The sequence below is a fragment of the Vibrio scophthalmi genome (assembly GCF_040869025.1).
In the GTDB taxonomy this organism is placed as follows: Bacteria; Pseudomonadota; Gammaproteobacteria; order Enterobacterales; family Vibrionaceae; genus Vibrio; species Vibrio scophthalmi.
Window position 1 is genome coordinate 878,073 of sequence record NZ_CP134272.1, and the last position, 13,347, is coordinate 891,419.

Sequence of the window (13,347 nt, forward strand, 5' to 3'; positions counted from 1 at the left end):
TTCTATAGATGCGCATGAATATACTCCGTAGGAGTTCTATACCCAAGTCTTTTGCGTGGGCGCGTATTTAATTTGTGGGCAATTTCATTGCAGAGCTTCTGTGTTACATGTGACATGGAAGTTCGTTTTGGTAAATACTGACGTATTAATCCATTGGTATTTTCATTGGTGCCTCTTTCCCATGAATGATATGGGTTTGCAAAGTAAAACAAGCAGTTATGAAACCTTTCTAGTTGTGCGTATTGGTGAAATTCAGTGCCGTTATCAGCTGTAATTGTCTTAAAAGGTAAATCGGAACGGGTCATGATTTTGCTCATTCTCACATTAAGTGATCCCGTCGTTCGGTCGTCTAATTGGCCAATAAAAGTGTAGCCTGTCATTCTGTCCACCAAAGTGACAATACAGTGCTTAGTTCCGCGCCCAACAACGGTATCAATTTCCCAGTGCCCAGGTTCTTTTCTTAGCTCAGCCTCAACCGATCTCTCGATGATATGACGTTTATTTGCAAGCCGTCCTCGACTGTCTTTTGAGTTGTAGCGCTTACGCCTTTTCTTAGTCGATTGACGCAGGTGTTTCCATAGCATTCCGCCTTCTGCTTTATCGTTCCAGACGTACTGATAAATGAGTTCGTGACTCATTGTTGGATAGCCTCTTAATCTTAAGTAGCCAACGATCTGATCTGGGCTCCAATCCAGTTTCAATAAGGCTTCAGCCAACCTAAAGTCAGTTTTACAGTAACGCTTATTTCGCCTTGAACGACTAAGTCTACTTCGAGCTTTTTGTTGTGCGCGAGCAGGTTGGTAAGACGGGTTTGGTCGGTATGCGTTGTATCGCGAGTTCCGTTGGAATTCACGATAAATAGTACATCTGTGACGACCTAGTTGTGTGGCGATTTTATCGACACTAATTCCTTGCTTTCTCAGAGCAGAAATCATATACCTTTCTATCTCAGTGAGGTGCGTATATCTCATGGTTTTTCACTTCTTGGCGGGAGCAAATTCATGATTATCGCATCTCACTGTTATATTGTTCAGTGGTGTCGCACTTCGTACTTGAATCCAAGACTCCTAACAAAGCATTTAAGACGGATTCCCAACGCTTGGCATTTTCAGTTTGATTCAGCTTTAGTGTTTACGGCACAATGGTTTAGGTCGGGTGGCCGCGTTGCTCACCACTTAATGCGGCGTTAAGCATCAAAGAAGGGTTAATATACTCAGGAGGAGTAATGATTCAGCAATACGGTTTCCTTGTGAAGGATAAAAGTTATGATTATCACAATGACAAATCCAGTATGAACACAAAAGAGTTTTTCACAGAAATCGTCGGAGTTGGTAGTGATGATGAGGCTGTTTTGGTGGCTAAGGAAATGATAAACCGTGGTGTTCAGGTCATCGAGCTTTGTGGTGGTTTTGGTTCAAAAAGTGCCGAATATATCATTGAACAATTAGACACAAATATACCAATTGGTTACGTAACATTTAGCGATAAAGAAAATCAAAAATTGGCTCATCACCTGTCTGAAAGTTAGATGCTTAACAATGCGTTTAAGACGGATTCCCAACGCATGGCGTTTTCGGCTTCCTTCAGTTTAAGTGTTTATATCACAATGGTTTAGGTAGGGTGGTAGCGTTGCTCACCACTTAACGCGGCGTTATAACTACGCAGCATTTGAACTCCCTCGAAGGATATCCTTGCCGTTTTGCATAGGAAAGTCGTTGCCTTTAGTTTGTTATTTGTACAATGCCAATTAGGAGTGGATATGTTCAAGTGCCCAAACTGCGCAGAGTCCTTGACTGTGAGGGATAAGCTCAACTTCATCCCTGGCAAATTAATAAAATGCAAAAAGTGTTCTCAAGAGTTAAAACTGTTCAAGTTCTATTATTATGCTACCTTTTTTGTTGCAGCTTCGGTCAGTTCCCTTTTAGTCAATCAATGCGGACTTAACGAGTTAAGTGCAGCAGGACTAACGTTTGCGTGTTGTTTTTTGTTATTTATATGTCAACCAATTAGGAAAGCGTCGTTATAACAAAGCGTTTAAGACGGATTCCCAACGCTTGGCATTTTCGGCTTACTTTGAGTTAAGTGATTATGTCACAATGGTTTAGGTAGGGTGGTAGCGTTGCTCACCACTTAACGCGGCGTTATGTTTTAATGGAATTTCAATGGCTTAAATCCCTTTGCGTCGTTCTTTGTCCCTCTAGCCTTTACTGGGAGTAGACTCAGCAAATCACGATTGTCTGCCCCAATTCTTGAATCACTTTACCCGTAAAACATGCCAAGGTTCGCGGGTTGCTTCATTCAAGTTTTCAGGTGGTTTTGTCGTCTTGTTTCTCTGGCTCAAAGTCGCTTTGGGCATATTTCCCAATCAGCCAATAACCTTGGCAGTTGCCTCGGCAAATCGCCATTGTTCTGCGCTGCTTCTGCTAAGAAAGGGCGCTTGTTGAGCCTTGGTCGAGTTGCCTCATTATCAGGGAAGTGGGCTTACTCGTTTTGGATTTGGCGCATCTGACGGTCAAGTGAGTTCGAGCTTGTGACTTGGTTCAGAAAACCAGGTCAGCACCTCAGTTCTTTGCCAAGTAAATCAAGGAATTGTGCTAAAACATAACAAAGCATTTAAGACGGATTCTCAACGCTTGGCAATTTCAGCTTAGGTCGGCTTTAGTGCTTAAATGTGGCAAGGTTTAAGGTTGGGTGGTCGCGTTGTTCACCACTTAATGCGGCGTTAGCCGACAAGCACAAATTTTAGTTATGGAGAACAAAGTGAACGTAAGGAAAGCGATCAAGCAAGACTCCGGTAAGTTGTTAGAACTTATTGGATACAAAGCAGAGTTTGACCGAAGTATGAAAGGGTTCGACGGCGAAATCTCTACGACTAAACAGAAGATTGAACGAACCTTATTTGGTGATTATCCGTTTGCTCACGCTTTGTTATTGGAGGTCGATGGCGAAGCTCAGGGGTTCGCCTTATTTCATTATCGTTATTCCTCCTTTCGTGGTGAGCCGTCTATTTGGCTTGATGACCTTCTAGTTGTTGGTAAGAATCGCTCAAAGGGGTACGGTGCTGAACTTATGCATGCTTTGAAAATGGTTGCTGAAGAGTCGTTAACTTCTCACATTTCATGGACTGCTAGCCCTTATAACACCAGAGCACACGAGTTTTACAAAAAGTTAGGTGCAGAAGTCGAGCGTATGGATAATCAGCGTCCGTATTTTCGTTGGGCAATGTACGGCTAACAAAGCGTTTAAGACGGATTCCCAACGCTCGGCATTTTTGGTTTGCTTCAGGTTAAGTGTTTACGGCACAATACTTTAAGTGCAGTGGTCTGCGTTGCTCACCACTTAACGCGGCGTTAGCTATTTACTTTAGAGTGCTCCTTCTGTACTGTGTTTATGAACAGTGCTGGAGGGCGAATGAAGAAAGAGTTGATAAATATAGATAATCATTATGATGAGTTTATCTTGGAAGCAATGGCTAATTTTGGAAGTAATGTGTTTTCACCGTCTGAACTTTATGATGCGTGCGGACCTTTCTTGGAAAAACAGTTCCAAAGTAACAGTAAAAAATATACATCTAAAATCACTTCTGGGCGTAAATCTCCAGCGGAAAACTTTGTTCATAGGTTTGTTTCTTCTGCTGTCACAGCTGGATACCTGTTTAAAGAAGAAAGTGGATATCGGTTTGATGTTCAAGCTGTCGCACAGAAGAGGTTCTTTTATACCGTTGCTATAAAAAAACATGTCGACTATTTAAAAGAGAGTACTCTTCTAGTGGGAGACCGCTCTCAAGTCTCTAGTAAATTAAATCGCATTATTTCTGACCTACAAGATTGCGAAGCAGCCTTTCGTGAACGATTAAATAGCTAACAAAGCATTTAAGAGTGATTCCCAACGCTTGGCATTTTCAGTGCTAATCGTTGGGTTTTGTGTTTACGGTGGTATGGTAAGGTTTCGTGGTAGCGTTGCTCACACCTTAATGCGGCGTTATGTGCTGTTAATTGATAATAAGTTTTCAGGATAAGGAACATTATGAAAACATTAGTATTGGAAGCCTTAGAACGCTCTATGGAGCGAATTGAGGATAATTACCCTATTGAAAGAGAAGTTGATTTTCAATCCGTTCTCTTTGGTGAGTTGTATAAAGCTATTCCGGAGGCTGTTGTTCGTTTTGAGCATACTTTAACAAGCGATTACCAGTCATACCATATGCGTGGCAGCAATACGGAAAACCGTAAAAGCCGCGTTGATTTACAAATAGCTTTAGACTCAAAAGTGATCGTTATTGAGTTGAAGTATTTTAAGGGGGCAAGTAAAGAAGACCGAATGGACATGCTTGCTGATATTGCGAAAGTTGAGCGTATAGTTGAAGCTGGAGAGGCAAGTGAAGGGTTCTGTATTCAATTGGTCAAGAAGAATGTCGTTGAGCGTTTACCTACAGGGACTGTAGATATTAAGTCGTATAATGAGAAAGTTGGGCGCTGGGATTATAATTTTGAAATTAAAGGCAGGTATCAAATTTCTCCAAAATTGCGCATGGATGGACGAACTCTAATTGTACATCATGTAACTATGTAGCCGCGCACATAACAAAGCGTTCAAGACGGATTCCCAACGCATGGCGTTTTCGGCTTTCTTCAGCTTAAGTGATTATGTCACAATGGTTTAGGAAGGGTGGTTGGCGTTGCTCACCACTTAACGCGGCGTTAAACGTTTCTCGATTCACAGATCCTTAAAACGTAAAGGAGTACTTAAATTGAATAAGGTTGTTTTAGTAAAAAGTTATTTTGTTGCGCTAGGTAAAGAAGTCACTGTTAAAATTCCAACAGGGGAAACTAAGACTGGCTTATTTGGTGGGCAGAAAGAAGTTACTCGGAAAGAAAAACAATGGAAGCAAACAGGATGGTCTGATTGTGAAATTGATACAGATCGATTAGCTACAGATCTAGAGCAAGTTATTAATTCGCTAAATCGTGAAGGTTATAAAGTTCAATCTGTTACCCCGGTTATGTCGGGAGCCTATGATTTTAAGTACCAAGCTCAAGGTATTTCAAGTTCAGCTCGTATTATGGGCAATACAGAAGCGGTTTCAGGCGGTGCTAGCTTCGGTTATGGTTACGGATATTCGTATACCGATAGCTTAATTGTGATTGCTGAAAAAAACGTTTAACAAAGCATTTAAGACGGATTCCCAACGCTTGGTGTTTTCGTCTTACTTCGGTTTAAGTGTCTATGTCACAATGGTTTAGGTCGGGTGGTTAGCGCTGCTCACCACTTAATGCGGCGTTATATGCCAATAGTGTAATACAAGGGGCAGTTTTGATGGAAAAATGGTTAATCGAAGTCAATAAGGCGTTACTTGAGGCGCTACAAGCTATTGCTAGTGGCGATATCCCAAAAGAAAATATGTATAAACTCGCGACTATTTTCTACTCGAAGCGCAACAATATGAACAATGATGCGCTATTTGAGTCTATGAACGAAGAAATTGAAGAGCAAGTTAAAATTGATTGGTCTTTCGATATCAAATCTAAGCTGCAATATCGGTTTCACTTTGTGTCATCTTATCTACTTTGTTATGTCATAGCCGGAAAAGTAGATGAAATGGAGTACGATCGAATAATGGACTACATCAATCGAGAACTTGATTTATTTCAAGACTAAGTATGCAGAACTGAGCATATAACAAAGCGTTTAAGACGGACTCCCAACGCAAGGCGTTTTCGGGTCAATTTAGTTTAAGTGTTTATGTCACAAAGGGTTAAGTATAGTGGTTAGCGTTGCTCGCCACTTAACGCGGCGTTAAATTCAAGGAGCATTATGGAACACAGAAATACTTTAATGTTGGAGTTATCAAAGTTAATGATTACTTTGAGTACTGGGGCTATCGGTTTTTTGCTTACTACTGCATCTACGCTGTTTGTTAACTCTCATCAGGCTTCTAGTTTCTATCTACCAATTGGTGGTTTTCTTTGCGCAATATTATTTTCGATGTTAAGTGTTATGGGATTGATTGATATAGCAGAAAATAAAAAACCAAAGTTTAAAATTATTACTGATAAAAATGTCTTTATGATAGCTTGGGCTGCCTTTTTGGTTGGTTTGGGTGCAACAGTATTTGAGCTTATTTAAATTTAACAAAGCATTTAAGACGGATTCTCAACGCTTGGCGATTTCAGGCTAGGTCAGCTTCAGTGCTAAATGTGGCAAGGTTTAAGGTTGGGTGGTCGCGTTGTTCACCACTTAATGCGGCGTTATGTTTTAATGTAATTTCAATGGCTTAAGTGCCTTTGAATCGTTCATTGCCCCTATAGCCATTCGTTGGGAGTACACTCAGCAAATTACCATAGTCGCCCAGTTCTTAAATCTCTCAGCCCGCAAAACATGCCAAGGTTCGCGGGTTGCTTCATTCGAGTTTTCGGGTGGTTTGGTCTTCTTGTTTCTCTGGCTCAAAGTCGCTTCGGGCGTATTTCTCAATCAGCCAATAACCTTGGCAGTTGAGTCGGCAAATTGCCATTGTTCTGCGCTGTTGTTGCTAAGAAAGGGCGCTTGTTGAGGCTTGATCGAGTTGCCTCATTCGCAGGGAAGTGGACTTACTCGTTTTTTGGCTTTGGCGCATCTGCCGGTCAAGTGAGTTCGAGCTTGTGACTTGGTTCAGAAATCTAGGTGAGCATCCCAGTTCTTTGCCAAGTAAATCAACGAATTGTGCTAAAACATAACAAAGCATTTAAGACGGATTCTCAACGCTTGGCGGTTTCAGTCTAGGTCGGCTTTAGTGCTAAATGTGGCAAGGTTTAAGGTTGGGTGGTCGCGTTGTTCACCACTTAATGCGGCGTTATGCGTAAATGGAGGAAACATGGAAGATCAGGGAAAGCTGTACTTCTTTTGTGGCAAGATGGGAGCAGGACAATCGACCAAATCTAAGGTTGTAGCTGCTGAAAACAATGCAGTCTTAATTTCAGAAGACGATTGGTTGTCAGCTCATTATCCTTCTCAAATTCAAACGTTTGACGACTACATCAAGTACTCAAACTTAATTAAGCCTTTCGTTAAAAGCCATGTTCAAAACTTGCTGAATGTTGGGGTTAACGTTGTCATGGACTTTCCAGCTAATACTGTAAGGCAAAGAGTTTGGTTTGTATCATTGTGCGTCGAAGTAGATAGTGAGCATGAGCTGTTGTATTTAGACTTAACAGACGAGCAATGTTTATCCCAAATTGCTAAACGCCGAGTTGAACAACCAGAAAGAGCTATGTTTGATACAGAGTCTGTATTTCATCATGTGACCCAGTATTTTGAAGCTCCAGCAGCGAGTGAAAATCTCAGTCTGGTACGTGTGGGAGAATACGCATAACAAAGCGTTTAAGACGGACTCCCAACGCTTGGCGCTTTCGGCTTTCTTCAGGTTAAGTGTTTATGTCGCAATGGTTTAGGTAGGGTGGTTGGCGTTGCTCGCCACTTAACGCGGCGTTATGTGTTTTGAAGGAATGGTAACAAAAGTGAAAATCTCAATATCTTCTGAGGAATTTGTAAATGAGTTCTCTGAGCTCAAACGTCAGCTAGTTGAAGGCTATTTTTCGAAGGATTCAGAAATATCTCGCCTAAATACGTTAGAAAACGCTGGTATCGATGCGAAGCAGTTAGATGTAATAAAAGGCGTTGTGGATGAGTCTTTGACGGATGCTCTGTATACAATTCTACTTGGTTTAGAGGGTAGTGCAGCTATCGGTAAGCATCAGATTTGCTACAAATTACAAGATGAATTAGGCACTGAGTTAACAGGCGAGTTTGAAGAGTTAGCTTTCGAGGCACTGCAAGAAAAACACACATAACAAAGCGTTTAAGACGGACTCCCAACGCATGGCGTTTTCGGCTTTCTTCAGTTTAAGTGTTTATGTCACAATGGTTTAGGTAAGGTGGTTGGCGTTGCTCGCCACTTAACGCGGCGTTATACCATTTTTGGAAAATTGGGTATTAGATGAAAAGAGAAGAACAAAGTCGTTTTCTGATTTTGTATGCATTGAGGCTTCTAAGTGGTTCTGCGACCAAAAAGGAAGTCTTAGACTGTATTGATGAAAACTCGTGGCTCAATTATATCGATTCTGATTTGGAAACACTTTCAAGTCGAAATGAATTGCGATGGCGTAATGAATTTGCATTCGTGCGACAACACCTAGTTCAAGAAGGATACTTATCCAGTGAGTCAACTAGGCTTTGGGTGCTTACACCGAATGGAAGGCAGTACTTAGACAGTTTACTCTCGATTGCAAAGTCTAGTGAAAACCTTAGCCGTATTGATCGTGCCTCAGTGTTTGGTGATGAAATCGATTTAAACAGCGTCAACTCGCTTGAGTTAATCTCAGATCTAGGTTTGGAAAATGAAACTGTTGAAGTTAAGCGCAAGCAGATAAAACGCTATCAAGGTATCGTCAAGAAGCTAAAAGCTAAATACCAAAACAAGTGTCAAATTGAGTCTTGTCAGTTTTCATTTGCAAAAAGCAACGGAGAGCATTATTCGGAAGCCCATCATCTAAAACCATTGTCGGAAGGCGGTGGGCAGCATGAGGAAAATGTTGTAATACTATGTGCTAATCATCACCGAATGCTCCATTATGCAGATGTTGTAATAGGTGAATTAGAACGTGATGAGAGGATTATAGAAATCAATGGAATCAAAGAGTTGATCGTGTATCAAATGGTATAACAAAGCGTTTAAGACAGATTCCCAACGCTTGGCATTTTTCATTTCATCGTTGGTTTTGTGTTTACGGTGGTCTGGTTAAGCTTCGTGATAGCGTTGCTCACTACTTAACGCGGCGTTAGTGGCAAATGGAGAATCATGGAAGAATTATCAGGTGGAAGAGAGTCTTCAATATTCCGAGATGGCGATGTTGTTTATCGACCAATTCAGCCTTGGAGCATTACGATTCATCGGTTACTAGAACACTTAAAAGAGTCTGGATTCAACGAAGCACCTCAGTTTCTCGGTGTTGAGGGTGAGCAAGAGAAGTTAAGTTTTGTAACTGATGACACATTCAATTACCCACTCACGGGTGCTATCGCTACACAAGAGGCTTTGGTGTCCGCCGCTAAATTGCTAAGAAAGCTTCACGACTCAACAGCAACATTCGTTAGTAATATTGAACCGAGTAGCTTGCCTTGGATGTTAGAACCTCGAGAGCCATTTGAGGTCATATGTCATGGTGACTTTACCCCATATAATGTAGCTCTCACCGGTAACGTTGTGAGTGGCGTATTTGACTTCGATACCTCGCATCCTGCACCAAGGGTTTGGGATTTAGCATATTCACTTTATTGCTGGGCTCCGTTTAAAACGGACAGTGTCGATAGGCTAGGTTCAATTGAGGAACAAACTACAAGAGCTAAGGTATTTTGCGACAGTTATGGCGCTTCGTTGGCTCAGCGGGAACAACTCGCAGATTATATGGTTATACGTCTAAACGCACTAGTCAGCTTCATGCGGCAAGAAGCAGTCAATGGTAGCGAACAATTTTCTGAGAACATCGAGCATGGTCATCTTCAATCTTATCTCGATGATATAAAATACATTATCGACAATAAGCAAAAAATTCAGCGCGCGTTGTGCAACTAACAAAGCGTTCAAGACGGATTCCCAACGCAAGGCGTTTTCAGCTTATTTTGGGTTAAGTGTTTATGTCACAATGGTTTAGGCAAGGTGGTTGGCGTTGCTCACCACTTAACGCGGCGTTATAACACTTCCCGGAATGTCAGCATGGAGGCAATAATATGGACATAAACAGAGTACACAATGCAAAATGTCATTGTGGTGCAGTTGAATTGGAACTAACGATGCCAAATGGGCTAGAAGACCCTCGTCGTTGCTCTTGTTCTATGTGTAGGAAGCGCGGAGCCATTGCTGCATCTGTCTTGCTTGAAAACCTCAAAATTGTAAAAGGTGAAGATAACTTGACCCTTTATCAATTTAATACCATGACGGCGAGGCACTACTTTTGTAAAACTTGCGGCATATACACTCATCACCAAAGGCGCTCCAATCCACATCAATTCGCAATTAATGTTGCGTGTCTCGAAGGTGTTAATCCTTATGATTTGGAACCTGTCAAAATTTACGATGGAATTCATCATCCAAAAGACAGTATTAACTTGTAAGCGCAAACATTGAGGCGTGTTATAACAAGGCGTTTAAGACGGACTCCCAACGCTTGGCGCTTTCGGCTTTCTTCAGGTTAAGTGTTGATGTCACAATGGTTTAGGTAAGGTGGTTGGCGTTGCTCGCCACTTAACGCGGCGTTATGTAAATGGAGTAAAAAATGGAAGTCGTTGAAGTAAAAGGGTTTGAAATCCAAGGTCTAATCCTAAGAACCCGCAATGAAATTGAAATGAACCCCGAGACGGCTAACATTCCAAAGCACGTTGAGTATGTCGACTCAAATCTAGTTATTGATTATCAGTCCGGAGCCAGAGCGTATAGTGTTTACTGTAATTACGAGTCAGACGTCAATGGCTACTTTGACGTATTAATGGGCTCGAATGAAGTATCCTCATCGAATATTGAATTGTCATCAGTATCCGTAGTTTCGGGTTCTTACCTGAAGTTTGAATCTGAAGGCGAGTTTCCTACTGCTGTTATCGCTGCTTGGCAGTCAGTTTGGTCATACTTTGGCTCTCCGAATTGTGCGCATGAAAGGGCATATACAACAGATTTTGAGCAGTACGATAGTGCTACCAAAGTCAGTGTCTACATCGCGCTGAAATAATTTACATAACAAAGCATTTAAGACGGATTCTCAACGCTTGGCAATTTCAGTTCAGGTCGGCTTCAATGCTAAATGTGACAAGGTTTAAGGTTGGGTGGTCGCGTTGTTCACCACTTAATGCGGCGTTATGCAATGAGAGCAAAATTGGTAGAAATCGTTTTTTTGTTCCCTCCGGCTTCCCGTTTTCTGGTGTCGGCAAATTGGCATTGTCGCCCTCAATTCTTGAATATCTCCAGCCGTAAAACATGCCAAATTTCGTGGGTCGCCTCATTCAGTTTTCGATCTGGTTGGCAGTGAGTTTCGCGGGCTTAAAGTGTGGAAAGAGCAGAGTGAACGACAGCTCAAACTTGCTGAAGCTCTGGTTCGTTTAGTTATTTGTCGCAAAAGCCTTTTTACGCGCTGAAGTTGAGTGTTCTTTACTTGTTGAGGCTTCAGATTTCTTAAGTTCGTGAACTTCGTAGAGTTCTGTTGTTTTGGGAAATGATTTTGACTCAATGGCTTTGGTTTCTGTGGTAAGTTGCTGGCTATGTCGCTGTATTTGCATAACAAAATGTTCAAGGTGGATTCGCAACGCTTGGCGAATTCTGTTTAAATTCAGCAATGGTGTTTAAGGCGGTTTGTCGTAGCTTCAGCGCAATGCGTTGGCTCACCCCTTAACATGGCGTTATGTGCTTAGAGTGCCCCCATGTTTAGTTGACAGTTTTACTAGTCCTTGAGACTAATTTTGATGTGATTAATTAGGATAATTAGGATAATTATGATATTTAAGTTTAAGGGGCAGTGGCTCAAAGTTGAACTTGATGACGATGAAAAAGCTTTATTTCACAATAATTCTGGGTACTTGAAGAAACGTTGTGATGGGCTCTTAATCAAGCCTGAGTTTTTTAATGAGTCTAAATCAGTAAAGGATACTTATAGGTATATACTTTCTTACCAAAAGAGTAATTGGCAGCTAATCAAGCCCTCTAGAACTCCAATATCTCGTGATTTTGAAAATTTTGAAGTGCAACAAAAGACAAACAATATAGTTGTATTGCTCGAGTCACCACATAGAGAAGAGTTCACAGATGACTATAACCCGATAGCTCCAGCTTGTGGAACTACGGGACTTTATTTTCAACAATATTTTTCTTCTCATGTACTACCACTACTGCAAGGGTTGGGACTAACATTAGATCAAGATATGGAATATGCAATTATCTTGGTTAATCCAGTGCCATTTCAGACATCGTTAGTAGCAATTCATGGCTCAAAAAAATTACAAAAACCACTTAGAGATAAAGTATGGAAAGTGCTGTATCAACAGTGCGCTAGTGAATTTAAATGTAGGCTTGAGTCCTACGAGCCCAAGGTCATTATCAATGCTTGCACTTCGAAATTGAAAACAGAGTTAAATGGCGTGTTAAGTGACTTTGATGTCCAAAAGTTCTCAACATCTCACCCTTCCCAATGGTTTCAGTTGAAGCCATTTGAACGCACATAACAAACAATTTAAGAGTGATTCCTAACGCTTGGGACTTTTGGTTCTAGTTTGAGTACAGTGTTTACGGTGGTCTGGTTATGTTTCGTGGTAGCGTTACTCACACCTTCATTGGGCGTTATGTAAAGCGGGTAAAATCGGTATTATTCTGTTTATTCGCTCTCTCCACCCATCGGTTTTCATCCTCGTCAAAATCGGCTCTTTCTGTCCCTATTCTTTGCCAAATTAGCCGTAAAACATGCCAAGATTCGTGAGTTTCCTCATTCAGTTTCAGTGTTGGTTCGTGGTTAGTTTTGCGGGCTCAAAGTGTTGAAAGGGCAAGGTTAACGAAAGTCCCCATTTGCTGATGGCTTCTTTCGCTATATTTCCCAGATTCAAAAGCCTTTTTGGTCGCTACTCATCACCATTTTTCGTTTGTTGAAGCTTGGTCTGTAACATTGCTGACTCTGCAAATTCGTGAACACTGTTGGGTTCTTTGGTTTTGGCTATTTCTTAGGTCGTACAGGCTCGGTTTTTCGTGGTAACTTTGGCTTATGTGGCTGAATTTACATAACAAAGCATTTAAGACGGATTCTCAACGCTTGGCAATTTCAGTCTAGGTCGGCTTTAGTGCTAAATGTGGCAAGGTTTAAGGTTGGGTGGTCGCGTTGTTCACCACTTAATGCGGCGTTATGTTTTAATGGAATTTCAATGGTTTAAATGCCTTTGAGTCGTTCTTTGCCCCTTTGGCGATTCGTTGGGAGTAGACTCAGCAAATCACTATTATCGATTCATTCTTAAATCCCTTAACCCGTAAAACATGCCAAGGTTCGCGGGTTGCTTCATTCAAGTTTTCGGGTGGTTTGGTCGTCTTGTTTCTCTGGCTCAAAGTCGCTTTGGTCATATTTCCCAATCAGCTAATAACCTGGCAGTTGCCTCGGCAAATCGCCATTGTTCTGCGCTGCTTTTGCTAAGAAAGGGCGCTTGTTGAAAGTGTATCGAGTTGCCTCATTATCAGGGAAGTGGGCTTACTCGTTTTAAGTTTGGCGCATCTGGCTGTCAAGTGAGTTCGAGCTTGTGACTTGGTTCAGAAATCTAGGTCTGAATCCCAGTTCTTTGCCAAGTAAATCAACG

15 protein-coding genes are annotated in these 13,347 nt (G+C 41.6%); 14 read left to right on the plus strand and 1 reads right to left on the minus strand.

The annotated features are described in order from the left end of the window. Nucleotides 1-2 precede the first annotated feature (2 nt). Entirely contained in the window at nt 3-971 is a 969-nt protein-coding gene (locus RJD38_RS18910) for an IS30 family transposase (protein ID WP_083163595.1), read from the minus strand. 254 nt (nt 972-1,225) lie between these two features. Between RJD38_RS18910 and RJD38_RS18915 the strand changes: the two genes are divergently transcribed. From RJD38_RS18915 to RJD38_RS18980, 14 genes are all read left to right on the plus strand, one after another. Next, nucleotides 1,226-1,528, plus strand: coding sequence for a DUF6506 family protein (locus RJD38_RS18915; protein ID WP_065546167.1), 303 nt, complete (start codon nt 1,226-1,228; stop codon nt 1,526-1,528). A gap of 1,220 nt (nt 1,529-2,748) precedes the next feature. Next, complete coding sequence (locus tag RJD38_RS18920; RefSeq protein ID WP_197497806.1) at nt 2,749-3,234, plus strand: GNAT family N-acetyltransferase; 486 nt, start codon at nt 2,749-2,751, stop codon at nt 3,232-3,234. A 177-nt stretch (nt 3,235-3,411) separates the two neighbouring features. Beyond that, nucleotides 3,412-3,864 carry a hypothetical protein gene (locus tag RJD38_RS18925; RefSeq protein WP_065546169.1) on the plus strand — a complete coding sequence of 151 codons (453 nt, stop codon included), beginning with the start codon at nt 3,412-3,414 and terminating at the stop codon, nt 3,862-3,864. A gap of 162 nt (nt 3,865-4,026) precedes the next feature. Next, entirely contained in the window at nt 4,027-4,572 is a 546-nt protein-coding gene (locus RJD38_RS18930; RefSeq protein WP_065546170.1) for a hypothetical protein, read from the plus strand. A gap of 178 nt (nt 4,573-4,750) precedes the next feature. Continuing rightward, nucleotides 4,751-5,164: a hypothetical protein gene (locus tag RJD38_RS18935; protein WP_065546171.1), complete on the plus strand. Its 414-nt coding sequence runs from the start codon at nt 4,751-4,753 to the stop codon at nt 5,162-5,164. A 152-nt stretch (nt 5,165-5,316) separates the two neighbouring features. Next, complete coding sequence (locus RJD38_RS18940; RefSeq protein WP_065546172.1) at nt 5,317-5,658, plus strand: hypothetical protein; 342 nt, start codon at nt 5,317-5,319, stop codon at nt 5,656-5,658. A gap of 156 nt (nt 5,659-5,814) precedes the next feature. Continuing rightward, nucleotides 5,815-6,126: a hypothetical protein gene (locus RJD38_RS18945; RefSeq protein WP_156785358.1), complete on the plus strand. Its 312-nt coding sequence runs from the start codon at nt 5,815-5,817 to the stop codon at nt 6,124-6,126. 724 nt (nt 6,127-6,850) lie between these two features. After that, nucleotides 6,851-7,348 (plus strand): AAA family ATPase, encoded by a 498-nt coding sequence (locus RJD38_RS18950; protein ID WP_065546174.1) that lies wholly within the window; start codon nt 6,851-6,853, stop codon nt 7,346-7,348. A 145-nt stretch (nt 7,349-7,493) separates the two neighbouring features. After that, complete coding sequence (locus RJD38_RS18955; RefSeq protein ID WP_065546807.1) at nt 7,494-7,826, plus strand: hypothetical protein; 333 nt, start codon at nt 7,494-7,496, stop codon at nt 7,824-7,826. A gap of 146 nt (nt 7,827-7,972) precedes the next feature. Further along, complete coding sequence (locus RJD38_RS18960; RefSeq protein ID WP_065546175.1) at nt 7,973-8,698, plus strand: winged helix-turn-helix domain-containing protein; 726 nt, start codon at nt 7,973-7,975, stop codon at nt 8,696-8,698. 135 nt (nt 8,699-8,833) lie between these two features. Continuing rightward, nucleotides 8,834-9,607 (plus strand): aminoglycoside phosphotransferase family protein, encoded by a 774-nt coding sequence (locus RJD38_RS18965; RefSeq protein WP_065546176.1) that lies wholly within the window; start codon nt 8,834-8,836, stop codon nt 9,605-9,607. A gap of 155 nt (nt 9,608-9,762) precedes the next feature. Further along, nucleotides 9,763-10,146 carry a GFA family protein gene (locus RJD38_RS18970; protein ID WP_065546177.1) on the plus strand — a complete coding sequence of 128 codons (384 nt, stop codon included), beginning with the start codon at nt 9,763-9,765 and terminating at the stop codon, nt 10,144-10,146. A gap of 161 nt (nt 10,147-10,307) precedes the next feature. Beyond that, the gene (locus RJD38_RS18975) at nt 10,308-10,754 is read left to right on the plus strand and encodes a GyrI-like domain-containing protein (RefSeq protein ID WP_065546178.1); all 447 of its coding nucleotides are present in this window, start codon (nt 10,308-10,310) and stop codon (nt 10,752-10,754) included. A gap of 757 nt (nt 10,755-11,511) precedes the next feature. Then, nucleotides 11,512-12,237 (plus strand): hypothetical protein, encoded by a 726-nt coding sequence (locus RJD38_RS18980; protein ID WP_065546180.1) that lies wholly within the window; start codon nt 11,512-11,514, stop codon nt 12,235-12,237. Nucleotides 12,238-13,347: the final 1,110 nt, after the last annotated feature.

What these genes read in the sequence shown, in the direction of transcription:
- RJD38_RS18970 (WP_065546177.1), top strand. Translation starts at nt 9,763, where the DNA reads ATGGACATAAACAGAGTACACAATGCAAAATGTCATTGTGGTGCAGTT.
- RJD38_RS18965 (WP_065546176.1), top strand. Translation starts at nt 8,834, where the DNA reads ATGGAAGAATTATCAGGTGGAAGAGAGTCTTCAATATTCCGAGATGGC.
- RJD38_RS18925 (WP_065546169.1), top strand. Translation starts at nt 3,412, where the DNA reads ATGAAGAAAGAGTTGATAAATATAGATAATCATTATGATGAGTTTATC.
- RJD38_RS18910 (WP_083163595.1), bottom strand. Translation starts at nt 971, where the DNA reads ATGAGATATACGCACCTCACTGAGATAGAAAGGTATATGATTTCTGCT.
- RJD38_RS18960 (WP_065546175.1), top strand. Translation starts at nt 7,973, where the DNA reads ATGAAAAGAGAAGAACAAAGTCGTTTTCTGATTTTGTATGCATTGAGG.
- RJD38_RS18950 (WP_065546174.1), top strand. Translation starts at nt 6,851, where the DNA reads ATGGAAGATCAGGGAAAGCTGTACTTCTTTTGTGGCAAGATGGGAGCA.
- RJD38_RS18980 (WP_065546180.1), top strand. Translation starts at nt 11,512, where the DNA reads ATGATATTTAAGTTTAAGGGGCAGTGGCTCAAAGTTGAACTTGATGAC.
- RJD38_RS18945 (WP_156785358.1), top strand. Translation starts at nt 5,815, where the DNA reads ATGGAACACAGAAATACTTTAATGTTGGAGTTATCAAAGTTAATGATT.
- RJD38_RS18915 (WP_065546167.1), top strand. Translation starts at nt 1,226, where the DNA reads ATGATTCAGCAATACGGTTTCCTTGTGAAGGATAAAAGTTATGATTAT.
- RJD38_RS18930 (WP_065546170.1), top strand. Translation starts at nt 4,027, where the DNA reads ATGAAAACATTAGTATTGGAAGCCTTAGAACGCTCTATGGAGCGAATT.
- RJD38_RS18920 (WP_197497806.1), top strand. Translation starts at nt 2,749, where the DNA reads ATGGAGAACAAAGTGAACGTAAGGAAAGCGATCAAGCAAGACTCCGGT.
- RJD38_RS18975 (WP_065546178.1), top strand. Translation starts at nt 10,308, where the DNA reads ATGGAAGTCGTTGAAGTAAAAGGGTTTGAAATCCAAGGTCTAATCCTA.
- RJD38_RS18940 (WP_065546172.1), top strand. Translation starts at nt 5,317, where the DNA reads ATGGAAAAATGGTTAATCGAAGTCAATAAGGCGTTACTTGAGGCGCTA.